The organism is Paraburkholderia sp. GAS199 (assembly GCF_050436585.1).
In the GTDB taxonomy this organism is placed as follows: Bacteria; Pseudomonadota; Gammaproteobacteria; order Burkholderiales; family Burkholderiaceae; genus Paraburkholderia.
Genome location: NZ_JBNDMM010000002.1, coordinates 729,045 through 752,408 on the forward strand (window position 1 = coordinate 729,045; position 23,364 = coordinate 752,408).

At 64.0% G+C, this 23,364-nt stretch carries 22 protein-coding genes; 18 read left to right on the forward strand and 4 right to left on the reverse strand.

Annotated features, from left to right (window positions below):
- Nucleotides 1-19 precede the first annotated feature (19 nt).
- From P3T18_RS09370 to P3T18_RS09390, 5 genes are all read left to right on the forward strand, one after another.
- Entirely contained in the window at nucleotides 20-826 is an 807-nt protein-coding gene (locus tag P3T18_RS09370) for an SPOR domain-containing protein (RefSeq protein WP_429299632.1), read from the forward strand.
- 174 nt (nucleotides 827-1,000) lie between these two features.
- Nucleotides 1,001-1,639 (forward strand): thiol:disulfide interchange protein DsbA/DsbL, encoded by a 639-nt coding sequence (locus P3T18_RS09375; protein ID WP_429299633.1) that lies wholly within the window; start codon nucleotides 1,001-1,003, stop codon nucleotides 1,637-1,639.
- 16 nt (nucleotides 1,640-1,655) lie between these two features.
- Entirely contained in the window at nucleotides 1,656-2,429 is a 774-nt protein-coding gene (locus tag P3T18_RS09380; protein ID WP_429299634.1) for an SDR family oxidoreductase, read from the forward strand.
- Nucleotides 2,430-2,432: 3 nt separating this feature from the next.
- The gene (locus P3T18_RS09385; RefSeq protein WP_429299635.1) at nucleotides 2,433-3,251 is read left to right on the forward strand and encodes a helical backbone metal receptor; all 819 of its coding nucleotides are present in this window, start codon (nucleotides 2,433-2,435) and stop codon (nucleotides 3,249-3,251) included.
- 257 nt (nucleotides 3,252-3,508) lie between these two features.
- The gene (locus P3T18_RS09390; RefSeq protein WP_429299636.1) at nucleotides 3,509-5,095 is read left to right on the forward strand and encodes an ABC transporter substrate-binding protein; all 1,587 of its coding nucleotides are present in this window, start codon (nucleotides 3,509-3,511) and stop codon (nucleotides 5,093-5,095) included.
- 79 nt (nucleotides 5,096-5,174) lie between these two features.
- Here the strand turns inward: P3T18_RS09390 and P3T18_RS09395 are convergent, their stop codons facing one another.
- Complete coding sequence (locus tag P3T18_RS09395) at nucleotides 5,175-6,257, reverse strand: MBL fold metallo-hydrolase (RefSeq protein ID WP_429299637.1); 1,083 nt, start codon at nucleotides 6,255-6,257, stop codon at nucleotides 5,175-5,177.
- Between the two features lie 155 nt (nucleotides 6,258-6,412).
- Here P3T18_RS09395 and P3T18_RS09400 point away from each other — a divergent pair, with 155 nt between their 5' ends.
- The 8 genes from P3T18_RS09400 to P3T18_RS09435 all read left to right on the forward strand — a co-directional run bounded on the left by P3T18_RS09400 (nucleotide 6,413) and on the right by P3T18_RS09435 (nucleotide 15,059).
- Complete coding sequence (locus P3T18_RS09400) at nucleotides 6,413-6,817, forward strand: MerR family transcriptional regulator (RefSeq protein WP_429299638.1); 405 nt, start codon at nucleotides 6,413-6,415, stop codon at nucleotides 6,815-6,817.
- Between the two features lie 75 nt (nucleotides 6,818-6,892).
- On the forward strand, nucleotides 6,893-8,719 hold the full coding sequence (aceK, locus tag P3T18_RS09405) for a bifunctional isocitrate dehydrogenase kinase/phosphatase (protein WP_429299639.1): 1,827 nt from the start codon (nucleotides 6,893-6,895) through the stop codon (nucleotides 8,717-8,719).
- Between the two features lie 94 nt (nucleotides 8,720-8,813).
- Complete coding sequence (gene can, locus P3T18_RS09410) at nucleotides 8,814-9,587, forward strand: carbonate dehydratase (protein WP_429299640.1); 774 nt, start codon at nucleotides 8,814-8,816, stop codon at nucleotides 9,585-9,587.
- Between the two features lie 49 nt (nucleotides 9,588-9,636).
- Complete coding sequence (locus P3T18_RS09415; RefSeq protein WP_429299641.1) at nucleotides 9,637-10,830, forward strand: acetyl-CoA C-acetyltransferase; 1,194 nt, start codon at nucleotides 9,637-9,639, stop codon at nucleotides 10,828-10,830.
- Between the two features lie 39 nt (nucleotides 10,831-10,869).
- Complete coding sequence (locus tag P3T18_RS09420) at nucleotides 10,870-11,547, forward strand: SDR family oxidoreductase (RefSeq protein WP_429299642.1); 678 nt, start codon at nucleotides 10,870-10,872, stop codon at nucleotides 11,545-11,547.
- Between the two features lie 53 nt (nucleotides 11,548-11,600).
- Nucleotides 11,601-12,731: an acyl-CoA dehydrogenase family protein gene (locus P3T18_RS09425; protein ID WP_429299643.1), complete on the forward strand. Its 1,131-nt coding sequence runs from the start codon at nucleotides 11,601-11,603 to the stop codon at nucleotides 12,729-12,731.
- Nucleotides 12,732-12,738: 7 nt separating this feature from the next.
- On the forward strand, nucleotides 12,739-13,188 hold the full coding sequence (locus P3T18_RS09430) for a YchJ family protein (RefSeq protein ID WP_429299644.1): 450 nt from the start codon (nucleotides 12,739-12,741) through the stop codon (nucleotides 13,186-13,188).
- A gap of 599 nt (nucleotides 13,189-13,787) precedes the next feature.
- Entirely contained in the window at nucleotides 13,788-15,059 is a 1,272-nt protein-coding gene (locus P3T18_RS09435) for a dienelactone hydrolase family protein (protein ID WP_429299645.1), read from the forward strand.
- A 64-nt stretch (nucleotides 15,060-15,123) separates the two neighbouring features.
- Here P3T18_RS09435 and P3T18_RS09440 read toward each other — a convergent pair whose 3' ends face one another.
- Nucleotides 15,124-15,597 (reverse strand): PAAR domain-containing protein, encoded by a 474-nt coding sequence (locus P3T18_RS09440; protein ID WP_429299646.1) that lies wholly within the window; start codon nucleotides 15,595-15,597, stop codon nucleotides 15,124-15,126.
- Nucleotides 15,598-15,846: 249 nt separating this feature from the next.
- Between P3T18_RS09440 and bioA the strand changes: the two genes are divergently transcribed.
- Genes bioA through bioB form a run of 4 tightly spaced genes read left to right on the forward strand, consistent with a single transcriptional unit; the run spans nucleotide 15,847 to nucleotide 20,240 of the window.
- Nucleotides 15,847-17,196 carry an adenosylmethionine--8-amino-7-oxononanoate transaminase gene (gene bioA, locus P3T18_RS09445; protein WP_429299647.1) on the forward strand — a complete coding sequence of 450 codons (1,350 nt, stop codon included), beginning with the start codon at nucleotides 15,847-15,849 and terminating at the stop codon, nucleotides 17,194-17,196.
- Nucleotides 17,196-18,380, forward strand: coding sequence for an 8-amino-7-oxononanoate synthase (bioF, locus tag P3T18_RS09450; RefSeq protein WP_429299648.1), 1,185 nt, complete (start codon nucleotides 17,196-17,198; stop codon nucleotides 18,378-18,380). Before bioA ends, bioF begins: the two co-directional genes overlap by 1 nt.
- Complete coding sequence (gene bioD / locus P3T18_RS09455; protein ID WP_429299649.1) at nucleotides 18,377-19,108, forward strand: dethiobiotin synthase; 732 nt, start codon at nucleotides 18,377-18,379, stop codon at nucleotides 19,106-19,108. The genes bioF and bioD overlap by 4 nt, the downstream gene beginning before the upstream one ends.
- A 34-nt stretch (nucleotides 19,109-19,142) precedes the next feature.
- Nucleotides 19,143-20,240 (forward strand): biotin synthase BioB, encoded by a 1,098-nt coding sequence (gene bioB / locus P3T18_RS09460; RefSeq protein ID WP_429299650.1) that lies wholly within the window; start codon nucleotides 19,143-19,145, stop codon nucleotides 20,238-20,240.
- An 89-nt stretch (nucleotides 20,241-20,329) separates the two neighbouring features.
- Here bioB and P3T18_RS09465 read toward each other — a convergent pair whose 3' ends face one another.
- Together P3T18_RS09465 and P3T18_RS09470 are read right to left on the reverse strand one after the other, a co-directional pair.
- The gene (locus P3T18_RS09465; protein WP_429299651.1) at nucleotides 20,330-21,355 is read right to left on the reverse strand and encodes a sulfate ABC transporter substrate-binding protein; all 1,026 of its coding nucleotides are present in this window, start codon (nucleotides 21,353-21,355) and stop codon (nucleotides 20,330-20,332) included.
- 135 nt (nucleotides 21,356-21,490) lie between these two features.
- Entirely contained in the window at nucleotides 21,491-22,093 is a 603-nt protein-coding gene (locus P3T18_RS09470) for an RBBP9/YdeN family alpha/beta hydrolase (RefSeq protein WP_429299652.1), read from the reverse strand.
- A 311-nt stretch (nucleotides 22,094-22,404) separates the two neighbouring features.
- On the opposite strand from P3T18_RS09470, the gene P3T18_RS09475 reads away from it, so the two are divergent.
- Entirely contained in the window at nucleotides 22,405-23,346 is a 942-nt protein-coding gene (locus P3T18_RS09475) for a 2-hydroxyacid dehydrogenase (RefSeq protein ID WP_429299653.1), read from the forward strand.
- Nucleotides 23,347-23,364 lie beyond the last annotated feature (18 nt).

Here is a 23,364-nt window from a genome sequence, read left to right on the forward strand (position 1 = left end):
GGCCGTTCCAGGATTCTTTTTGCAGGTGATTCATACGATGGCAAAACCACGCCGCACAACGAAGCAATCGAAACAAACCGGGGGTACGTTTCTCGGTATCGTGCTGGGCCTGATCGTCGGCCTCGCGATCGCGGTAGTGGTGGCGCTGTATATCACCCGTGCGCCTACACCGTTCGTCTCGAAGGTGGCGCCGCCCGTGGCGTCGGACTCCGGCGCGAGCCAGCCTCAATACGACCCGAACCGTCCGCTGCAAGGCAAGACGCCGGGTCAGCCGGTGCCGCAAGCCGCACAGCCCTCGCCGCCCAATACCGCGCCGGGCCAGACCAATTCGCAAACCCAGTCGGGCATGCTGGAAGAACCGCAAATCGTCGAAGTGCCGCCGCAAAACGGCAGCGCCAACGGCGTAGCGGTTGCGCCCAAGCCTGCTCAGGATAACGGCACGGGCACGACCACGCCGGCGAAGAAGCCGCAGGCGTCCAGCGTACCGGCCGCCACCGCAGCGGGTTCGGCGCCGAAGAGCACCTCGTCCGCCACGGCCGCCAACGCCAAGCCGGGTTCCGGCGCGGCACCGGCGCCAGGCGACGCGAACACCGGCTACTTCCTGCAGGTCGGCGCCTACAAGACTGCCGCCGATGCCGAACAGCAGCGCGCACGGCTCGCCTTCCAGGGTTTCGAATCGAAGGTCACGCAGCGCGATGCGGGCGGTGTCACCTACTATCGCGTGCGTATCGGTCCGTTCTCGAAGTTCGAGGACATGAATTCGAACCGTCAGCGTCTGTCGGACGCGGGCGTCGATACGGCCGTGATCCGCTTCACGAAGCAGTAAGCAACCAACAATAAATAAACGGTGACTTCCCGACACGCGCCGCCGCCGAACTATCGGCGAGCGGCGCGTGTCACAAGCACCAGAGACGATTGAAACGTCTAAAGCCGATGATCAGAACGGTGACGGGCATTTGCGTGGCGCCACCGCTTTACCGCCTACTTGGGTCAACACAACATGAAAAAGCTGCTGAGCATTCTTTTCCTCTCGCTGGGCCTTGTCGCCGCCACGGCGCATGCTTCGCCCACCGCGCCGGTCGCCGGCAAGGACTACACCGTCCTCGCCACGCCGCAGCCGACCGACGTGCCGGCCGGCAAGATCGAAGTCACCGAATTCTTCTGGTACGGCTGCCCGCACTGCAATGAGTTCGACCCGTACCTCGAAGCGTGGATCAAGAAGCAGGGCCCGGACGTCGTGTTCAAGCGCGTGCCGGTCGCCTTCCGCGACGACTTCATCCCGCATTCGAAAATGTTCCACGCGCTCGACGCACTGGGACTCGCGCAGCAACTCACGCCGAAGGTCTTCAACGAAATCCACGTCAACAAAGACTATCTGCTGACGCCGGAAGATCAGGCCAAATTCCTCGCCAAGAACGGCGTCGATCCGAAGAAGTACATGGACGCGTACAACTCGTTCTCGACGCAAAGCGCGCTGCAACGCGACAAGAAGCTGCTCGACGACTACAAGATCGACGGCGTGCCGACGCTGGCCGTGCAGGGCAAGTACGAAACCGGTCCGGCTGCGACGAACAGCTTGCCGGGCACGACCCAGGTGCTCGACTACCTGGTTCAGCAGATTCGCGCCAAGAAGATGTAACGCCCAAGGCGCCGGAATGAGTTCTCCCCTGAAAGTTTTCATTACCGGCGCTTCGAGCGGCATCGGCCTCGCGCTCGCCGCCGAATATGCGCGGCGCGGCGCGATTCTCGGCCTCGTTGCCCGTCGCGGCAGCGCCCTCGCCGCCTTCCAGCAGTCGCATCCCCAGAACACCGTCTCCATCTTTTCCGTCGACGTGCGCGACGCGGAAGCGCTCGCCGAGGCGGCTGCGCAATTCATCGCGCAGCACGGCCTGCCCGACGTCGTGATCGCCAATGCCGGCGTCAGCCGCGGCGCGGTCACGGGTCAGGACGACCTGCGCGTGTTCCGCGAGGTGATGGACATCAATTACTTCGGCATGGTCGCCACCTTCGAGCCGTTTGCCGCCGCCATGATCGCGGCGAAGCGCGGCACGCTGGTGGGCATCGGCAGCGTGGCGGGCGTGCGCGGCTTGCCGGGTTCGGGCGCGTATAGCGCGTCGAAATCGGCGGCGCTCAAGTATCTCGAAGCGTTGCGCGTGGAAATGCGTCCGCTCAACGTCGGCGTGGTCAGTATCGCGCCGGGCTATATCCGCACGCCCATGACCGCGCACAATCCGTACACCATGCCGTTCCTGATGGACGCCGACCGTTTCGCCGTCAAGGTGGCCGGCGCGATCGAACGGCGCACGGCCTTCGCGGTGTTCCCGTGGCAGATGCGTATCGTCGCCATGCTGCTGCACGCGCTGCCGCGCTGGCTTTACGACCGCGCGTTCGAGCGCGCGCCGCGCAAACCGCGCGCCGTCACCGAGTAAGTCATGTCGTCGCGTGCGGTCGATGCAGCCGGCGTCGCGCACGAAACCGGCGTCAGGCATCCGCGCATCGTGTCGCTGGTGCCGAGCATCACCGAATTGCTGTTCGCGCTCGGTCTCGACAGGCAGATCGTCGGACGCACCGGTTTCTGCGTGCATCCGCACAACAAAGTCCAGCAGGTTCGCAAAGTGGGCGGCACCAAGTCGCTCAAAGTCGACGCGATCCGCGCGCTGCGCCCCACCCATCTGATCGTCAATATCGACGAAAACGAGCGCGAAACCGTCGAGCAATTGCGCGAATTCGTGCCGAACATCGTCGTGACTCACCCGCAAACGCCACGCGACAATCTTTCGCTGTACGCGCTGTTAGGCGCGATCTTCGACCGCGAGCAGCCGGCGCAGCAATTGAGCGACGCGCTCGAAGCGCGCCTGCGCGAAGTCGCCAGCCACGCCTTTCCCGCGCAAAACGTGCTGTACCTGATCTGGCGCGAGCCGTGGATGACCGTCGCGCGCGACACGTACATCGCCGCAATGCTGCGGCTCGTGAACTGGCACACGCTGCCCGACGTGCGCGGCGGCGAGCGCGGCGCGGCGCGATATCCGACGCTCGACTTCGACCGTGCGCCTTGGCTGGACAGCGTGGATCGCGTGCTGCTGTCGAGTGAGCCTTATCGCTTCACGCAAGCGCACTGCGACGCGCTGAAGCGGGACCCGCGCCTGGCGGGAAAGCGCATCGAGTCGATCGACGGCGAACTGGTGTCGTGGTACGGCGTGCGCGCAATCGAAGGCATCGCCTATCTGCAGCGCCGCGCGGCAGGCCGTTGACCGAACCACGAGCGGCTGGAGCGCAGGGCGCGGCGGTCGAACATATTGATATACGGATTAAGTTGTTGTCGTCACAACCACCCTTCGATAAGCTTTCGCCAGACCGGGAGTGTATGTGCGCCAATTCTTTCGGATAGCCATGGGCGCCGGAAACGTATCACAATAAACACGACGATCGCGCCGGCTGGCCGTCCGTCAACGGAACATAACCACACAACCAGACGCACTGCCTGACTGCGCTCGTTATGGGAGAACCTATGCGCTTCAAACTGCTCGCAGCCGCCGTACTGTTCACGGTGCCCGCGCTCGTGCTCGCCAAACCGCTGACTGTCTGTACCGAGTCGAGTCCCGACGGCTTCGATGTCGTGCAGTTCAATTCGCTGGTGACGACCAATGCGTCGGCCGACGTGATCTTCAATTCGCTGGTCTCGTACGACGAAGCCGCGAAGAAGGTCGTGCCCGCGCTGGCCGACAAGTGGGAAGTGAGCGCCGACGGCCTCACGTACACGTTCCATCTGCGCCCCAACGTGCAGTTCCAGACCACCGACTACTTCAAGCCCACGCGCGCGCTGAACGCCGACGACGTCGTCTTCACGTTCGACCGCATGCTCAACGACAGCAATCCGTGGCACAAGGTGGCGGGTGCGAGCGGCTTCCCGCACGCGCAGTCGATGGGCTTGCCCAAGCTCATCAAGTCGATCGCCAAGGTCGACGACAACACCGTCAAATTCGAACTGAACGCGCCGGACGCGACTTTCGTGTCGATCCTGACCATGGGTTTCGCGTCGATCTATTCGGCCGAGTACGCCGACCAGTTGCTCAAGGCCGGCAAGCAGGTCGACCTTAACTCGAAGCCGATCGGCACGGGTCCGTTCGAATTGAAGAGCTATACGAAAGACGCCGTGATCCGTTACGACGTCAATCCGACCTACTGGGGTCCCAAGCCGAAGATCGACCGCCTGATCTACGCGATCACGCCGGACGCCACGGTGCGCGCGCAGAAGGTCAAGACGGGCGAATGCCAGATCGCGCTGTCGCCGAAACCGCAGGATCTGGCTGACGCGAAGAGCGATAAATCCGTCACCATCGTGCAGACGCCCGCATTCATGACCGCGTTCGTCGCGCTGAACACGCAGAAGAAGCCGCTCGACAACCAGAAGGTGCGCGCCGCGCTGAACATGGCGTTCGACCGCACCACGTATCTGAAAACCGTGTTCGACAACACCGCCACGCCGGCCGTCAACCCGTATCCGCCCAACACCTGGAGCTATGACAAGGCCGTCAAGGCATGGCCGTACGATCCCGCCAAGGCGAAGAAACTGCTCGCGGACGCGGGCTATCCGAACGGCTTCGAGACCACCATCTGGGTGCGTCCGAACGGCAGTGTGCTGAATCCGAATCCGAAGGCCGGCGCCGAACTGCTGCAAGCCGACTTCGCGAAGATCGGCGTGAAGGCCGAGGTGAAGGTGATCGAATGGGGCGAGCTGATCAAGGAAGCCAAGCAGGGTCAGCACGACTCGCTGTTCATGGGCTGGGCGGGTGACAACGGCGATCCGGACAACTATCTGTCGCCGCTGTTCAGCTGCAATGCGGTCAAGTCGGGGATCAACTTTGCGCGCTTCTGCGACCAGGATCTCGACAAGCTGATCGCCGAAGGCAAGGCCACGCCGGACCAGGCCAAGCGCGCCAAAGCATACGAGCAGGCGCAGCAGATCATCCACGATCAGGCGTTGTGGATTCCGCTCGGCTATCCCACCGCAGCGGCAATCGCGCGCACGAACGTGAGCGGCTATCACGTCAGTCCGTTCGGCCGGCAGAACTTCGGTGCCGTGACGGTTCAGTAAGCGGCAAGCGTCGTCACGAGTGCCAGAAAAAAAGCCCGGTTGCGCAAGCAGCCGGGCTTTTCTGTTTTCAACGAAGGTTTCACCGAGGCGTCGATGCCGAAAAGCGGAACACGCCGTCCGCGTCCTGCTTGCGCGTCAGCTCGCCCGCGAGCCACAGCAGATGCAAATGCGCGAGCGCTTCGCCGAGCGCGAACGTCAATTGATGCATGTCGAGCTGACGCTTGAACATGAGCGGCACGATATCCGCGGCGCTTTGCGGCTTTTCCGCGCATGCCTCGCGCACTTCGGCGAGACGCGCGTCGTGGTGCTCGCGCAATTGACGGATGCGCGTACGCACGCCGCGAAACGGCTTGCCGTGCGACGGCAGCACGAGTGTGTCTTCCGGCATCGTCTCGTAGCGGCCGAGCGACTCCAGATACAGCGCGAGCGGCGTGCCTTCCGGCTCCATGTCGAACACCGAGACGTTGGTCGAAATGCGCGGCAGCACCATGTCGCCGGAAATCAGCACGCCGGTTTCTTCGCAATGCAGCGCGCAGTGTTCGGGCGAATGACCGAAGCCCGTCACCACGCGCCACGTCTTGCCGCCGATCGAGACGCCGTCCGCTTCCCGCAGACGCCGGTATTGACCCGGAATTGCCGGCACCAGGGTGGCGTAATAGCTCTTGCGATTGCGCAGCTTCTCGAGCGATTCCTCGTCGGTGACACCATGACGCGCGAAGTGCCGCGCCGCGCCTTCGCCGCCGGCATTCGAACCGTCGCCCGCCGCCATCACGCGCGCTTGCATGTATTCGCCGAGCGTCGTCCACAGGCGCACGTCCCAGCGCTGCTTGTCGCCGCCGGAGCAAATCCAGTGCGCAAGCCCGATGTGATCGGGATGGCAATGCGTCACGATCACGCGCAGCACGGGCAAGCCGTCGAGCACCGTGTCGAAAATCGTCTCCCAGTTCTGCTTGATCGTGTCGGACGTAATGCCGCAATCGACCACGGTCCAGCCCTGCTGACCGTCGATCTCATCGCGCAACAGCCACAGGTTGATGTGATCGAGCGCGAACGGCAACGGCATACGCAGCCAGAACACGCCGGGCGCGACTTCCAGCGCGCGGCCGGCTTCGGGCAAGGTGTCGTTGAACGGGTAGTCGAGTTGGTGTTCGAGTGCATTCATTGTGGGTGTCTTCCTCCGTCGGCCGTCCGGGTTGGCGAGGTGTGCGATGCCGGATGACGTGGTTGCGCGCGGTTGCGTTTCCGTTAAGTTGACGATAACGTAAACGTCGATTCTATCGTTCAATCCGATTTTCTGCCCGGCGACGGGATGCCCCGATGAACACGCAATACACGATCACCGAGCTCGCACGGGAATTCGACGTCACGCCGCGCGCGATCCGCTTCTACGAAGACCAGGGTTTACTCGCACCGAGCCGTGAAGGATCGAGCGGCTTGCGACGCGTCTACTCGGGCCGCGACCGCACGCGCCTCAAGCTCACCTTGCGCGGCAAGCGGCTCGGCTTCACGTTGTCGGAGATTCGCGATCTGCTGGACGTCTACGAGTCGCCCACCGACACCGTGCCGCAACTACACGCGTTTCTGGCCACCGTGGCGCGTCATCGCGAGGTGCTGGAGCGTCAGCTGGAAGACCTGAACGCCACGCTCGAAGACCTCGCGCAGTACGAAACGCAGGCGCGTGCATTGCTCGACGGCGGCACGCGCGAGACGCGCCCGGCCTGAGCCGCGCGCGGCCGCCAGAACCCGGACGATACAATCACGGCTGTCTTCACGACATGGGACGAATGCACGGTCGACATGAATCACTTTCCCAAACTACTGTCGTCGCAGATCGGTTTCGACGTCGCGCAGACGATGCTCGAAGGTTTCGATCGGCATTACCGCATCTTTCGCGACGCGGCGATCCACGCCAAGTCGCTCTTCGAGGCATCGGACTGGCACGCGCTGCAAAAGCTGGCGCGTGAGCGCATTACCTCGTACGACGAACGCGTCGAGGAATGCGTCGAGTTGCTCGAAGACGAGTACGACGCGGAAAACATCGACAGCGAAGTGTGGCAGCAGATCAAGCTGCACTACATCGGCCTGCTGACCACGCATCGTCAGCCGGAATGCGCGGAGACGTTTTTCAATTCGGTCTGCTGCAAGATTTTGCATCGCTCGTATTTCAACAACGATTTCATCTTCGTGCGCCCGGCAATCTCGACCGAATACATCGAGAACGACGAACCGGCCGCGAAGCCGACGTATCGTGCGTACTATCCGGGCAAGGACGGCCTCGCCGCCACGCTGGAGCGCATCGTCACGAATTTTCAGCTGGAGTCGCCGTTCGAGAATCTGCAACGCGACGTAGGTTGCGTCATGCAGACCATCCACGAAGCATTCGGCGTGTTCGACGAAGCGCCGAACTTCCAGATTCACGTGCTCTCGTCGCTGTTCTTTCGCAACAAGTCGGCGTATATCGTCGGGCGGATCATCAACGGCGACGTGCTGCTGCCGTTCGCCGTGCCGCTGCGTCACGTCGCGCCCGGCGTGCTCGCGCTCGACACCGTCCTGCTCAAACGCGACCAGTTGCTGATCATCTTCGGCTTCTCGCACTCGTACTTTCTCGTGGACATGGAAGTGCCGTCGGCTTACGTGGAATTTCTCGGCACCATCATGCCGGGCAAACCGAAGGCGGAAATCTATACGTCGGTGGGTTTGCAGAAGCAGGGCAAGAACCTGTTCTATCGCGACCTGCTGCATCATCTGAAACATTCGAGCGACCAGTTCATCGTCGCGCCCGGCATCAAGGGTCTGGTGATGCTGGTGTTCACGTTGCCGTCGTTTCCGTACGTGTTCAAGCTGATCAAAGACTATTTCCCGCCGCCGAAGGAAACCACGCGCGCGCAGATCAAGGAGAAGTATCAGCTCGTCAAACGTCACGACCGGCTGGGGCGCATGGCCGACACGCTCGAATACTCGAGCGTCGCGTTGCCCCGCTCGCGGCTCGACGACGCACTCGTGCGCGAACTCGAAAAGGAAGTGCCCTCGCTGATCGAATACGACGGCGACAACCTCGTGATCCGTCACATGTACATCGAACGGCGCATGGTGCCGCTCAATCTTTTCCTGCAGAGCGGCACGGACGAAGACGTCGATCACGGCATTCGCGAATACGGCAACGCCATCAAGGAACTTATGCAGGCAAACATCTTTCCGGGCGACATGCTGTACAAGAACTTCGGCGTGACGCGGCACGGCCGCGTCGTGTTTTACGACTACGATGAAATCGAATATCTGACCGACTGCAACGTGCGCGCCGTACCGGCGCCGCGCAATGAGGAAGACGAAATGTCGGGCGAACCGTGGTACTCCATCGGCGCGCACGACATTTTTCCGGAAACGTATGGCACGTTCCTGCTCGGCGACCCACGCGTGCGCCGCTCCTTCATGCAGCATCACGCGGACTTTTTCGATCCGGCGCTGTGGCAACGGCACAAGGATCATCTTCTGAAAGGCGAACTGCCCGACTTTTTTCCGTACGACAGCAGCGTGCGCTTCAGCGTCCGTTATCCGGAACGCTTCGGCGTCGCGGCCAAACCGATCGACCTATCCGCCGGAGAACACAGCGCGCGCATGGCATGAACCCCGTGTGCCGCGCGCCTTCCGGCACGCATCGCACGACTCTCCCGTATTTACACCGACCGCTCACGCGGTTTAGCAAACATCAAGACGCATCATGAACACAAACGACCGCTCTTCCAATCCGCTCTCGCACCTGTTCGACAACAACGACGCATGGGTCGCCCGCAAGCTGTCCGAAGATCCCGAATACTTCTCGCGTCTCGCGCATCAGCAGACGCCCGAATATCTGTGGATCGGCTGCTCCGATTCGCGCGTGCCGGCTAACCAGATCATCGGCTTGCCGCCTGGCGAAGTGTTCGTGCATCGGAACATCGCCAACGTGGTCGTGCATACGGATCTGAACTGTCTCTCCGTGATCCAGTTCGCCGTCGATCTGCTGAAGGTCAAACACATCATGGTGGTCGGCCATTACGGCTGTTCGGGCGTGGCCGCTGCGCTGCACGGCCGGCGCGTCGGTCTCGCGGACAACTGGCTGCAACACGTTCAGGACGTGCGCGCCAAGCATGCCGCGCTGCTCGAGGAATGGCCGATTGGCGAAGCGCGCCATCGGCGTCTGGTCGAGCTGAATTCGATCGAGCAGGTCATGAACGTCTGCCGCACCACCATCATCAACGACGCATGGGCGCGCGGCCAGGAATTGACGGTGCACGCGTGGGCTTACGGCGTGCACGACGGCAAGATGCGCAATCTCGGCATGATGGTGAGCGACCCCGCCGCACTCGAAGCGACCTATCAGAACTGCGTCGAAGCCATCACCGCCCGCGGCAACCACAAGGCGGACAACGACGTCATCGCGGAAGACGCCGCAAAACTCGGCGATGTGCCGGCTGTCGTCGCCGGTGTGATCAAAGAGCTCAAACACGAGTAAATAAGCGCGAGTCAATAAGCACGAGTCAATCCAGATAAGCGAGGCAAACATGAGCGAGACAAAGACTGACCCGATCGTGATCGTAGGTGTGGCGCGTACGCCGATGGCGGCGTTTCAGGGCGACTTCGCGTCGCTGACCGCGCCGCAACTCGGCTCGGCGGCCATCGAAGCGGCCGTGCAGCGCGCGGGTCTAAAGCCCGAGCAGATCGACGAAGTGGTGATGGGTTGCGTGCTGCCCGCCGGACTCGGTCAGGCGCCGGCGAGGCAAGCGGCGCTGGGCGCCGGCTTGCCGTTGAGCACGGGCAGCACCACCGTCAACAAGATGTGCGGCTCGGGTATGCGCGCCGCCATGTTCGCGCACGACATGCTCGCCGCAGGTTCGGTCGACGTGATCGTCGCGGGCGGCATGGAAAGCATGACCAACGCGCCCTATCTGCTACCGAAAGCACGCGGCGGCATGCGGATGGGCCACGGTCAGGTGATCGACCACATGTTCTACGACGGCCTCGAAGACGCCTACGAAAAGGGCCGTCTGATGGGCACGTTCGCGGAAGAATGCGCGGCGTCGTTCGACTTCACGCGCGAGGCGCAAGACGCGTTCGCCGTCGAGTCGCTCAACCGTGCGAAGCGCGCCAACGAAGACGGTTCGTTCGCGTGGGAAATCGCGCCGGTGAAGGTCGAAAGCCGCAAGGGTGAACTCACCATCGAGCGCGACGAGCAGCCCTTCAAGGCGAATCTGGAAAAGATCCCGACGCTCAAGCCTGCCTTCAGCAAGACCGGCACGGTGACGGCGGCGAACTCGTCGTCGATTTCCGACGGCGCCGCGGCGCTGGTCATGATGCGCGAATCGACGGCGAAGCGTCTCGGTGTCGAGCCGATTGCGCGCGTGGTCGGTCATTCCACTTTCGCGCAGGAACCGGCGAAGTTCACCACGGCGCCTGTCGGCGCAATCCGCAAGCTGTTCGAGAAGAACGGCTGGCGCGCCGACGAAGTCGATCTTTACGAGGTCAACGAAGCATTCGCGGTAGTCACGATGGCCGCGATGAAGGAACACAAACTGCCGCACGACAAGGTCAACGTGAACGGCGGCGCGTGCGCGCTAGGTCATCCGATCGGCGCGTCGGGTGCGCGGATTCTCGTCACGCTGATCGGCGCGCTGAAGAAGCGTGGTCTGAAGCGCGGCGTGGCCACGCTGTGTATCGGCGGCGGCGAAGCCACCGCAATGGGTATCGAGCTGGTTTAAACATAGATTGTCCAGGGCTTGCAGGTTCGAGGTGATGTGATGAAAACAGTGTTGATCGTCGGTGCGTCGCGTGGCATCGGCCAGGAGTTTGTCCGGCAGTACAAGAAGAGCGGCTGGCGCGTGCTGGCCACCGCGCGCGACGGCGCGTCGCTCGACGCGTTGAACGCACTCGGCGCGGAAACCTTTTCGCTCGACGTCACCGCGCCCGAGGAAATCGCGGCGCTCGGCTGGAAGCTCGACGGCGAACGCCTCGACGCCGCCGTGCTCGTGTCGGGCGTGTACGGCCCGCGCACCGAAGGCATCGAGACCATCACCGCCGAAGACTTCGATCACGTCATGCAGACCAACGTACGCGGTCCGATGCAGTTGATGCCGATTCTGCTGCCGCTCGTCGAGGAAGCCGGCGGCGTGTTCGCCGTGATCTCGAGCAAGATGGGCAGCATCAGCGACACCAGCGGCACCACCGGCTGGCTGTATCGCGCGAGCAAGGCCGCGTTGAACGACGCGCTCAAGCTGGCATCGCTCGACGCCGTCCGCGCCACCTGCGTCTCGCTGCATCCCGGCTGGGTGCGCACCGACATGGGCGGCGCGGGCGCGGCGATCGATCCGGCACGCAGCGTCACCGGCATGCGCGACGTACTCGCGCATGCCGCGGCGTCGCGCGAGTCGTTCAACGGCCGCTTTTATCAGTACGACGGCACCGCCCTCGACTGGTAACCGGGACCATACCGGCAACACAGCACTAAACACCGGACCGAGGAGACAGAGCCATGGTGCTCGATCAGGACCACGTGATGATTCGCGACGCGGTACGCACCTTCGTGCGCGAGGCCGTCGCACCGCACGCCGCGCAGTGGGACCGCGAGCGCGTCTTTCCAGCAGACGTGCATCGCCAGCTGGCGGAATTGGGCGCCTACGGCGTACTGGTGCCCGAGGAATACGGCGGCGCCGGCATGGATGCGCTCGCACTGGCGTTGATTCTCGAAGAAATCGCCGCCGGCGATGGCGGCACGTCCACCGCGATTTCGGTGAACAACTGCCCGGTTTGCAGCATCTTGCTGACGTACGGCAACGATGCGCAGAAACGCGACTGGCTCACGCCGCTCGCTCGCGGCGAGATGCTCGGCGCGTTTTGCCTGACGGAACCACAAGCGGGCTCGGACGCCTCCGCGCTGCGCACCACCGCCACGCGCGACGGCGACGCTTACGTGCTGAACGGCGTCAAACAGTTCATCACGAGCGGCAAGAACGGCGACGTCGCGATCGTGATGGCCGTCACCGACAAAGCCGCGGGCAAACGCGGCATCAGCGCCTTCATCGTGCCGACCGATACGAAAGGCTACGTGGTCGCGCGCATCGAAGAAAAGCTCGGGCAGCATTCCTCCGATACCGCGCAGATCGTGTTCGAAGACTGCCGGGTGCCGGCGGCGAATCTGATCGGCGCCGAGGGCGAGGGATATCGGATCGCGCTGTCGGGCCTGGAAGGCGGACGCATCGGCATCGCTGCGCAAAGCGTCGGCATGGCGCGCGCCGCGTTCGACGCCGCGTTGAGCTACGCGAAAGAGCGCGAAAGCTTCGGCCAGCCGCTATTCGCCCACCAGGCCGTGCAATTTCGCCTCGCCGACATGGCAACCCAACTCGAAGCCGCGCGTCAGTTGATCTGGCATGCAGCGTCGCTCAAAGACGCGGGCCAGCCGTGCCTCACCGAAGCCGCGATGGCCAAGCTGTTCGCCTCGGAAGCTGCCGAGCGCATCTGCTCAGCCGCCTTGCAGATTCATGGCGGCTACGGCTATCTGAGCGACTTCCCCGTCGAACGGATTTACCGCGACGTGCGCGTATGCCAGATTTACGAAGGCACCAGCGACATCCAGAAGATCCTGATCGCGCGCGGGATTGCCTGAACATTCCATGAACGAGCCATTGTTGACCACGCAACGACCCACCGATTGCCCCTGCGGCGGCGCCGCGCCGAATGCGCGCAGCGCAGCGAAAGCGCCGCGCTTCATGCAGTGCTGCGGCCGTTATATCGACGGCGGCGAAATCGCGCCGCGCGCGCTCGAACTCATGCGCTCGCGCTATAGCGCGTACGTTGTGGGCGCAACGGATTATCTGCGCGCCACATGGGCAACGCACACCTGTCCCGCCGATCTCGACGCCGATCCCGCCGCACCCGACGCGCCGCGTTGGCTCGGACTCCAGATCAAAGCCTTCGCCGAAACCGACGCCACCCATGCCACGGTTGAATTCGTCGCACGATACAAGGTAGGCGGCCGCGCGCACCGTTTGCACGAACTCAGCCGTTTCGTACGCGGCGACGACGGCGCGTGGCGTTACGTAGATGGCGACATCCGCGAATGAGAAAAAACCTTTCGGCGCCTTACATGCGCCACTCGTTGCCGTAGCAACGGATTTAATTGCGTTGTCACATATGGCCCTCAAAGTGAGGGCCTTTTTTCTTGTTGGCTCTGCACCACAGCCCTTTGTACGGGCAATCGCACGGCGATTGTTTCGTGCAGCCAAATAGCACGGCGCCACCGTGTTTTTGCGCGCCCTCGCTGCCGATTTAAACGCGGCAATTTTTTCGTCGCGGGTTCTCCTTGATTGCACAAAACAAAATTGTCGTGCCAGGATGAGGCTGTAGGTCATGACGCCACGTTGCGAAGATCGTTCGATATCGGTCTCGCAGATTGCGAAGGCGCCTCGCCGGTCCCGGTGGTTACAGGCTAGCGACGGTTCCCGGCTGCATCGTGTGGCGCTCATCATCGGCGCGTGGGGTCGCGTCGGCCAATTGGGTTCATCCCGTGCGATCTCGATCAAACGTACATGCGCTTCGCGCACTGCGTACGTGAGTGTGTTTTTGTGTGTCGAATGCGTTGACGAAAGCTTTATGTCAGAAAACGGATTCGGCGGACAAAACAGCGCGGTGTTCAGGGCAGGCTTTTGAGGCAGGTGCGGCAATGGTGTTCAGCAAGGTTCTGACGAAGTGTGCGGTGATCTGTGCAGCGGCAACGTGCGCAGTTGCAGTCGCGCATGCCGACCCGCTCGCCGACACCCAGGTCGGGCCGCTGTCGCGCGCTCACGTGCCGCGCATTGCCCTCGACGACGACGTCTACCTGCCGACCGCCGGCCTCAACGAAGAAATCATCCGTGTGCCGGTCGATCCCGCCGGCACCGTCACGCTCGAAACGACGATCTACAAACCGGACGGCCCAGGCCCGTTCCCGATGATCGTTTTCAACCACGGCAAGATTCCCGGCGACCCGCGCACGCAGGAACGCAGCAACCCGCTGCCGTTCGCACGCGAATTCGTGCGCCGCGGCTACGTGGTCGTCGCGCCGAACCGTCAGGGCTTCGGCCACTCCGGCGGCTCGTATCAGCAGGAAGGCTGCGACGTGGAACGCAACGGCATCAGCCAGGCCGGCGACGTCGCCGCCACCATCGACTACATGTCGAAGCAGCCTTACGTGGACGCCTCGCACATCGTGGTTGCCGGCACGTCGCACGGCGGTCTCGCCACGATGGCCTACGGCACCGAAGCCGCGCCAGGCGTGCGCGCCCTGATCAACTTTTCCGGCGGTTTGCGCCAGGACGCCTGCGAGAACTGGCAGGGCAACCTGACGCACGCGTTCGGCGCTTACGGCGAGAAGACCAAAGTGCCGTCGCTGTGGATGTACGGCGATAACGACTCGGTGTGGAACGCACCGCTCGTGGCCGGTATGTACGCCGCGTTCACCGAGCACGGCGCCAGCGCCAAGATGGTGGACTTCGGCAACTACAAGAACGACGCGCATCGACTGGTGGGCGACCGGGACGGCGTGCACGTCTGGTGGCCGGCTGTCGAAGCCTTCCTTGCCCGTGTCGGTATGCCGACTGGCGTTCAGTACCGCGTGGCGGACCCGTCGGCGCCCAAGGCGAGCGGTTTTGCCGCTGTCGACGCGATCGACGCCGTGCCGTTCGTCGACGAAGCGGGCCGCAACGGCTACCGCAATTTCCTGCATCAGTATCCGAGCCGCGCCTTCGCGGTGTCCGATTCCGGCGCGTGGTCGTGGGCCGAAGGTGGCGACGATCCGATGTCGGTTGCCGTGGCCAACTGCCAGAAGCAGAGTTCGGCGCCTTGCCGCCTGTACGCCGTGGACAATTCGGTGGTCTGGGGCAATCAGAATTCGCAAACGGCGGACGATTCTTCAAGCCGCGCCGCCGACAAGCGGGCGATTGCCAGCCGGAACTGAGCATAGTCACGATACCGGCGAGAGGCTTCCCAAGCTCGCCGGCCTTCTCCTAGGGGACGAGTCTTCAGTTCCCTTCCCCGCCTGACTCACCCCTATCGTCGAACCAGACCGTGCGCTGTACGCTCGCGACCATTCGTGGCGGCGTGACGCACCGGCAATCGAGCACATCCCCTTCGAGCGCGATCTCGCGCCCGTGCAGGCTCGACCGGCGCGCGCCGCCGGCCTTGGCGATCACGCCACGGCTCCCGCACGCGCGGCAAAAAGCCGTGCCGCCCACGAGCGCGGCCTGATGCCCGCGTAACGTACACGCCGGCATACGTTCTTCTTCGACAAAACCGCCGGTCTCGGGCTGATCGCCCACGCAGATCGCCACACGCAGCATGCCGGTCAGCCTCCATTTCCGTTTCCCGATCGATCCCGACAGATTGCATTTCTCCGTCGAAATCCGGTATCCGCAGCGCTCCAAAAATGCGTCAGGCAAGTCCGCTTCTGCGTAGGAGCGAACGTCATCGTGCTCAAAACCGGTGTGAAAGCCCACATTCCCGCCGGTAGGGTCCCACTACTTTGACGTCGCTAACTCCGCCGATTGGCGAGCTTCTGGACCGAACTGAAATGAGCTGTCGCGAACCGCGTCAAACCCCGGCCGGCTGGGCGATTGCGCGCTTTTCTGCCCTAGTGCATCGCGCCGCATAAACCGCTAATCTCGACCCCGCACGCCCATCGAAGCCTCGGGCCGCGTCGCCGAAAAACATGCTCGGCGGCCAGGAAAAGCACTCTGGAGTACCTTTTGGAAAAGTCAGCATCACCTGAAGACTGGATCGCCCGCAGCCTGCGCGCCGTCTGGCATCCCTGCACGCAGATGAAGCACCACGAGCGGCTGCCGCTCGTGCCGGTTTCGCGTGGTCAGGGCGCATGGCTGTACGACCGCGCCGGTCATCGCTATCTGGATGCGATCAGTTCGTGGTGGGTCAATCTGTTCGGCCACGCCAACCCGCGCATCAACGCGGCCCTGAAAGATCAGCTCGACACGCTCGAACACGCCATGCTCGCCGGCTGCACGCACGAGCCCGCTGTCGAGTTGGCCGAGCGTCTCGGGGCGCTCACCGGCAACACACTCGGTCACGCCTTCTTCGCATCCGACGGCGCGTCGGCGGTCGAAATCGCGCTGAAAATGAGCTTCCACTCGTGGCGTAATCGCGGCTTCGCGGACAAGCAGGAATTCGTCTGCATCGCCAACAGCTATCACGGCGAGACGATCGGTGCGCTCGGCGTGACGGACGTCGCCTTGTTCAAGGACGCTTACGATCCGCTGATCCGGCACGCGCATGTGGTGGCCTCGCCGGACGCACGGCTTGCCCAGCCCGGCGAAACCGCCGCGGACGTCGCGCGTCGCGCACTGGAAAACGTTCGCGCGCTGTTCGAAGCGCGCGCGAACAAGATCGCCGCGCTGATCGTCGAGCCGCTGGTGCAATGCGCGGCCGGCATGGCCATGCACGATCCGTCGTATATCGCCGGATTGCGCCCATTGTGCGACCAGTACGGCATCCATCTGATCGCCGACGAAATCGCTGTCGGCTGCGGCCGCTCGGGCACCTTCTTCGCGTGCGAACAGGCCGGCGTCTGGCCGGACTTTCTGTGTCTATCGAAGGGCATCAGCGGTGGCTATCTGCCGCTTTCCATCGTGCTGTCGCGCGACGAAATTTTCGACGCCTTCTATCACGACGACACCGCGCGCGGCTTCCTGCACTCGCACTCGTACACCGGCAATCCGCTCGCCTGCCGCGCGGCGCTGGCCACGCTCGACCTCTTCGCGAGCGACGATGTGCTGGCCGCCAACGCGCGGAAGTCCGCGAAACTGAAGGCGGCGCTCGCGCCGCTGGCCGATCACGCGCGCGTACGCAACCTGCGCCAGTGCGGCACGATCTTCGCGTTCGACGCTGTCATCGACGACACCGAACACGCCCGCACCTTCTCGCGGCGTTTCTTCGAGAACGCGTTGCAACGCGAACTGCTGCTGCGCCCGATCTCGACCACGGTATATCTGATGCCGCCGTACATTCTCGACGACGAAGAACTCGCGCTGCTCGCCACGCGCACGCGCGAAACCTTCGACGCCACGCTTTCGGAGGCGCGCTGATGCATCTGCTCGATACGCTGGCCGAAGGACTGAAGGACATCGACGAACGCGGCTTGCGCCGCCGCCGCCGCACGGCCGACACACCTTGCGCCGCGCACATGACCGTGGACGGCCGCGAGATCATCGGCTTCGCCAGTAACGACTATCTCGGCCTCGCCGCGCATCCGCAACTGATCGCGGCAATCGCCGAAGGCGCGCAGCGCTACGGTGCGGGCAGCGGCGGCTCGCATCTGCTCGGCGGCCATTCGCGCGCCCACGCGCAACTCGAAGACGATCTCGCCGCGTTCGTCGGCGGCTTCGTCGATAACGCGCGCGCGCTCTACTTCAGCACCGGCTACATGGCGAATCTCGCCACGCTCACCGCGCTCGCCGGACGCGGCACGACGTTGTTCTGCGACGCGCTCAATCACGCTTCGCTGATCGACGGTGCGCGTTTGTCGCGCGCGGACGTGCAGATCTATCCGCACTGCGACGTAGACGCTTTGAGCGCGATGCTCGAAGCGTCGGACTCCGACGTGAAGGTGATCGTCTCCGACACCGTGTTCAGCATGGACGGCAACGTTGCGCCGCTGACGCGTCTGCTCGAACTCGCGGAGCGGCACGGCGCATGGCTGATCGTCGACGACGCGCACGGCTTCGGCGTGCTGGGTCCGCAAGGACGCGGCGCGGTCGCCGAAGCGGGATTGCGCTCGCCGAACGTGATTTCGATCGGCACGCTGGGCAAAGCCGCGGGCGTGTCCGGCGCGTTCGTCGCCGCGCACGAGACCGTGATCGAATGGCTCGTGCAGCGCGCGCGTCCGTACATTTTCACGACGGCCTCGGTGCCGGCGGCGGCGCATGCCGTGTCGGCGAGCTTGCGCATTATCGGCGGCGAGGAAGGCGACGCACGGCGCGCGCATCTGCGTCAGTTGATCGAGCGCACGCGCGCCATGCTGAAGGCGACGCCGTGGCTGCCGGTCGATTCGCACACTGCCGTGCAACCGCTCATCATCGGCGCAAACGAAGCCACGCTCGACATCGCGGCCACGCTGGAGCGCAACGGTCTGTGGGTGCCGGCCATCCGTCCGCCGACCGTGCCCGTAGGCACCTCGCGTCTGCGCATTTCGCTGTCGGCGGCGCATTCGCAAGCGGATCTGGACCGCCTCGAAGCCGGTCTGCATCAGGTCGGAGCCACTAACGCATGAGCACGATGAACCACTCCGCACTTTCGCTCTTCGTCACCGGCACGGATACGGAAATCGGCAAGACTTTCGTCTCGGCGGCGCTGTTGCGCGGATTCGTGCGCGCGGGCCTGCAAGCCGCGGCGATGAAGCCGATCGCGGCCGGCGCGTTCGAAGTAGACGGCGTGCTGCACAACGAAGACGCCGACCAGCTCGACGCCGCGTCGAGCGTTCTGCTGCCGCCCGCGATCCGCACGCCGTATCTGCTGAAAGAGCCGGCCGCGCCGCACATCGTCGCCGCGCTGGAAAACGTCACGCTCGATATCGATCACATCGTCGACTGCCACGCGAAGGCGCTGCGCGAAGCGGATATCGTGGTGGTGGAAGGCGTGGGCGGTTTTCGCGTGCCGTTGACACCGACGCAGGACACCGCCGATCTCGCCGTCGCCTTGAAATTGCCGGTGGTGCTGGTGGTCGGCATGCGGCTCGGCTGCATCAGCCACGCGCTGCTCACCGCCGAAGCGATCGCGGCTCGCGGTCTGACGCTCGCAGGCTGGGTGGCGAACCGCGTCGATCCCGACATGACCTTCCCCGACGAAAACATTGCGTCGATTCGCGAGCATCTCGCACGCGAACACGACGCACCGCTGCTCGGCATCGTGCCGCATCTGAGTCCGGCCGCGCCCGAACTCGCCGCCGATCAACTCGACATCGACCGACTTCTGCAGACGCTGCGCCACGCGCAGCGCTGATCGACCCGACTATCCATCCACGAGGATTGACCCCATGACGCAACTGAACCTCACGCCGCAAACCGCCAGGCCCGCACAAGCCGCACAGGGCACCGAAGGCACGCAACAAGTCGCGCGCTGGCGCGTCGCCGACATCGTCGCGCTGTACGAATTGCCGTTCAACGATCTGATGTTCCGCGCGCAGCAAACGCATCGCGAACACTTCGACGCCAACACCGTGCAACTCTCCACGCTGCTGTCGATCAAGACCGGTGGCTGCGAGGAAGATTGCGCGTACTGCCCGCAGTCGGTGCATCACGACACGGGCCTGCAAGCCGACAAGCTCATGCCCGTCGACGAAGTGCTCGCCGCCGCGAAGGTCGCGAAAGAAAACGGCGCGACGCGCTTCTGCATGGGCGCGGCGTGGCGCAATCCGAAAGATCGTCACCTGGAGCCGATCAAGGACATGATCCGCGGCGTGAAGGCGATGGGTCTCGAAACCTGCGTGACGCTCGGCATGCTCGAAACGCACCAGGCGCAAGCGCTGCGCGATGCGGGCCTCGACTACTACAACCACAATCTCGACACGTCGCCGGAGTTCTACGGCCAGATCATCTCGACGCGCACGTATCAGGACCGCCTCGACACGCTCGAACGCGTGCGCGACGCGGGCATCAACGTGTGCTGCGGCGGCATCGTCGGGCTGGGTGAATCGCGCCGCGAACGCGCGGGTCTCATCACGCAACTCGCGAACATGGACCCGTATCCGGAGTCGGTGCCCATCAACAATCTCGTGCAGGTGGAAGGCACGCCGCTGACCGGCACCGAAGCAATCGATCCGTTCGAATTCGTTCGCACGATCGCGGTGGCGCGCATCACCATGCCGCGCGCCATGGTGCGTCTGTCCGCCGGCCGTGAGCAGATGGACGAAGCGTTGCAGGCGCTGTGCTTCCTCGCCGGCGCGAACTCGATTTTCTACGGCGATCAATTGCTGACCACTAGCAATCCGCAGGCGGAAGCCGACCGCAAACTGCTGGAACGCCTCGGCATTCGCGCCGAAGCCGCGCAGCAGATGCCGCTGGACCAGAAGGGTTGCGAGCATGGCTGCGAGCACGATCACTCGGCCCATGAGGCGCAAGGCGCGCCGAACTAAGCGATAGTCCACGGCAAAAAACAGAAGGCCGCCTCGTTGCCGGGGCGGCCTTTTTTCATTTCGGCGTTCACATCCGCTGAATCGAACGCTTACTTCCGGTCGACGATGATCTGATCGAAGGTGCCACCGTCGGAGAAATGCGTTTGCTGCGCTTTCTGCCAGCCGCCGAACATGTCTTCGACCGTGAAGGTCTTGATCGGCTTGAACTCGGCGGCGTGCTTCGCCAGCACGTTCTTGTCGCGCGGACGCAGATGGTGCTGGGCGATGATTTCCTGCGCCGCCGGCGACCACAGATAGTCCACATAGGCCTGCGCCTGCTTGCGCGTGCCGCGCTTGTCGACCACCTTGTCGACGATCGAAACCGGCGGCGCGGCCAGCAGGCTCACCGACGGATACACCGCTTCGAAATTGCCCGCGCCCACGCCGCTGTCGATCAGCGACACTTCGTTTTCGAACGTCACCAGCACGTCGCCGATGCCGCGTTGCGTGAAGGTCGTGGTTGCGCCGCGGCCGCCCGTATCCAGCACGGGCACATTCCTGAAGATCGCCTTTTCGAAGTCGATGGCCTGCGCGTCGGTGCCGCCGTGCTGCTTGCGATAACCCCACGCGGCCAGATAAGCGTAGCGGCCGTTGCCTGAGGTCTTCGGGTTGGCGATCACCACCTGCACGCCGGGTTTGGCGAGATCGTCCCAGTCCTTGATGTGCTTCGGGTTGCCCTTGTGCACGAGGAACACCATGGTCGTGGTGTACGGCGCGCTGTCGTCAGGCAGACGGGTGCGCCAGTTGGCCGGCACCAGTTGGCCTTTCTCCGCGAGCAGATCGATGTCGTTCGGCTGATTCATCGTCACGACGTCCGCCTGCAAGCCTTGCAGCACGGAGAGCGCCTGTGCGCTCGACGCGCCGTGCGACTGGCGCACCGACACGGTCTCGCCGCTCTTCTGCTTGTAGGCCGCGATGAAGCCGGCGTCGATGTCCTTGTACAGTTCGCGCGTCACGTCGTACGACACGTTCAGCAGCGATGTGTCCGCGTGCGCCGTCGAGACGCCGCCCAACGCGAGCGTGATTGCCGTCATGCCGGCTGCCAGCCAGCGCGATGTCCCCGTCTTGCCTGCCATCCTGTCCCCGCCTGTCGATGAAGAAAACCTGAGGCCGCAAGAAGATGCGGCGTGGAAACGGGATTCTAACGGATCGTTTACGTGTTGACCTGCGCGTGTTCGCGCGTTCACGGCCGACATCCGGCTCGCGGCCGTTCACACGAACGCATGCTGTGCGACGTCGATGCGCTCCTCGCGAAAGCGCAGCGGCGCCGCGCAATGCACCAGCGTATCGATGAAATACTTGGCGCGCGGCCATGGCCCGAATCCCGCCGCGGTGTTGATATGCCCGGCGTCGCCGAGATTCACGAACGCGCTGCCGAAGCGCTGCGCAAGATCGCGCGCGCCGGCAAGCGGCATCCACGGATCGGTTTCGCTGCCGATCAGGATCGACGGCACGCCGAGACGGCGCGCCTCGAACGCGCCGGCGAAGGCGAATTTCTGCGGACTCGCGGGCGCGACGAACAGCACGCCCACGACGTCATTGGCGTAGGACGCCTGCTGCAATGCATGCGCGGCCGCGAGGCAACCGAAGCTGTGCGCCGCCAGCACGAACGGACCGCGCTCGCGCGCGAGCAGATCGCGCAGCGAGTGCGCCCAGCCGGCGAGATCCGGCGCATCCCAGTCCGCCTGTTCGACGCGCAAGGAGCGCGCGAATTGCCGCTCGAGCCAGCTTTGCCAGTGCGCGCCTTCACTGCCGTGCAGGCCCGGAACCGTGACGAGGCGCGGCGGCCATGTGGATTTGGTGCAGTCGAGCATGTCTGTCCCTCGCAGCAGGAGTTCGGGAGACGATTGTCCTGCCGCGCGCGACGCGGGCGAACCAAGTTTTTGTGCTTTGGTTATGGCGCAATTGCGCGGACTTCCGCATCGAAGCGCACGTCCGTGCGGAAACGCGCGCGGTCGGCCTCGAAAACGTAGAATGAAGCCTATCCATAAAACGGGGACCCCGAACGCGGCGCATGTCGCGCGTCCGGGTGAGCGGGCCATGGCGGGCTGTCGCGGGCTTCGCGGCCCGGCGGGACCGCCTTCCTCGTTATCCGACCCAATCACGTGCGCAGCTTCCGGACCGTATGAAAATCCTCTTCTACATGCCTCACGCCGACGCCGCCGCCTGGCTGCATGATTTCGCGCGCGCGTTGCCTGAAGCCGACATCCGCGAGTGGCAAGCGGGCGATACCGCACCGGCCGACTTCGCGGTCGTCTGGCGGCCGCCGCGCGAGATGCTGGCGGGCCGTGACGGCCTGCGCGCAATCTTCAATCTCGGCGCGGGCGTGGACGCGATCCTCGGGCTGGAGCGCGATGTTCCCGGCACCTTGCCACGCAGCGCGGCTCTGATCCGTCTCGAAGACGGCGGCATGGCGTCGCAAATGGCCGAATATGTGTCGCACGCGGTACTGCGCTATCTGCGCCGCTTCGACGAATATCAGACGCTGCAGGCCGAGCGCCGCTGGCACGTGCTCGAACCGCATCCGCGCAGCACGTTCACGGTCGGTGTACTCGGACTCGGCGTGCTGGGCGCGCACGTCGCGCAGACGCTCGCGTCGTTCGGCCTGCCGGTACGCGGTTATAGCCGCAGCGCGCGGCAGATCGACGGCATCGCGACCTTCGCGGGCGACGCGCAGTTCGACGCTTTTCTCGACGGCGTGAAAGTGCTGGTGAACCTGCTGCCGCATACGCCGGACACCGAAGGCGTGCTGAACGCCCGCACCTTCTCGAAGCTCGCGCGCGGCGCGTATCTGGTGAACGTGGCGCGCGGCGGTCATCTGGTCGAGCAGGACCTGCTCGACGCGCTTGCAAGCGGTCAGGTCGCGGCCGCCACGCTCGACGTGTTCCGCGAAGAACCTTTGCCGCCCGATCATCCGTTCTGGCGCGAACCGCGCATCGCCATCACGCCGCATGTGTCGGCGCTGACTTTGCGCGAAGAGAGCGTCGCCCAGGTGGTGCGGAAAATGGTGGCGCTGATGCGTGGCGAAGCAGTGAGCGGCGTGGTGGACGTCGAGCGTGGTTACTGAAAGCGGCGTGAACGCACT

Excerpts from the sequence above, each read along its gene's own strand:
- P3T18_RS09375 (WP_429299633.1), top strand. The coding sequence starts at position 1,001 with ATGAAAAAGCTGCTGAGCATTCTTTTCCTCTCGCTGGGCCTTGTCGCC.
- P3T18_RS09380 (WP_429299634.1), top strand. The coding sequence starts at position 1,656 with ATGAGTTCTCCCCTGAAAGTTTTCATTACCGGCGCTTCGAGCGGCATC.
- P3T18_RS09385 (WP_429299635.1), top strand. The coding sequence starts at position 2,433 with ATGTCGTCGCGTGCGGTCGATGCAGCCGGCGTCGCGCACGAAACCGGC.
- P3T18_RS09390 (WP_429299636.1), top strand. The coding sequence starts at position 3,509 with ATGCGCTTCAAACTGCTCGCAGCCGCCGTACTGTTCACGGTGCCCGCG.
- P3T18_RS09395 (WP_429299637.1), bottom strand. The coding sequence starts at position 6,257 with ATGAATGCACTCGAACACCAACTCGACTACCCGTTCAACGACACCTTG.
- P3T18_RS09400 (WP_429299638.1), top strand. The coding sequence starts at position 6,413 with ATGAACACGCAATACACGATCACCGAGCTCGCACGGGAATTCGACGTC.
- aceK (WP_429299639.1), top strand. The coding sequence starts at position 6,893 with ATGAATCACTTTCCCAAACTACTGTCGTCGCAGATCGGTTTCGACGTC.
- can (WP_429299640.1), top strand. The coding sequence starts at position 8,814 with ATGAACACAAACGACCGCTCTTCCAATCCGCTCTCGCACCTGTTCGAC.
- P3T18_RS09415 (WP_429299641.1), top strand. The coding sequence starts at position 9,637 with ATGAGCGAGACAAAGACTGACCCGATCGTGATCGTAGGTGTGGCGCGT.
- P3T18_RS09420 (WP_429299642.1), top strand. The coding sequence starts at position 10,870 with ATGAAAACAGTGTTGATCGTCGGTGCGTCGCGTGGCATCGGCCAGGAG.
- P3T18_RS09425 (WP_429299643.1), top strand. The coding sequence starts at position 11,601 with ATGGTGCTCGATCAGGACCACGTGATGATTCGCGACGCGGTACGCACC.
- P3T18_RS09430 (WP_429299644.1), top strand. The coding sequence starts at position 12,739 with ATGAACGAGCCATTGTTGACCACGCAACGACCCACCGATTGCCCCTGC.
- P3T18_RS09435 (WP_429299645.1), top strand. The coding sequence starts at position 13,788 with ATGGTGTTCAGCAAGGTTCTGACGAAGTGTGCGGTGATCTGTGCAGCG.
- bioF (WP_429299648.1), top strand. The coding sequence starts at position 17,196 with ATGCATCTGCTCGATACGCTGGCCGAAGGACTGAAGGACATCGACGAA.
- bioD (WP_429299649.1), top strand. The coding sequence starts at position 18,377 with ATGAGCACGATGAACCACTCCGCACTTTCGCTCTTCGTCACCGGCACG.
- bioB (WP_429299650.1), top strand. The coding sequence starts at position 19,143 with ATGACGCAACTGAACCTCACGCCGCAAACCGCCAGGCCCGCACAAGCC.
- P3T18_RS09465 (WP_429299651.1), bottom strand. The coding sequence starts at position 21,355 with ATGGCAGGCAAGACGGGGACATCGCGCTGGCTGGCAGCCGGCATGACG.
- P3T18_RS09470 (WP_429299652.1), bottom strand. The coding sequence starts at position 22,093 with ATGCTCGACTGCACCAAATCCACATGGCCGCCGCGCCTCGTCACGGTT.
- P3T18_RS09475 (WP_429299653.1), top strand. The coding sequence starts at position 22,405 with ATGAAAATCCTCTTCTACATGCCTCACGCCGACGCCGCCGCCTGGCTG.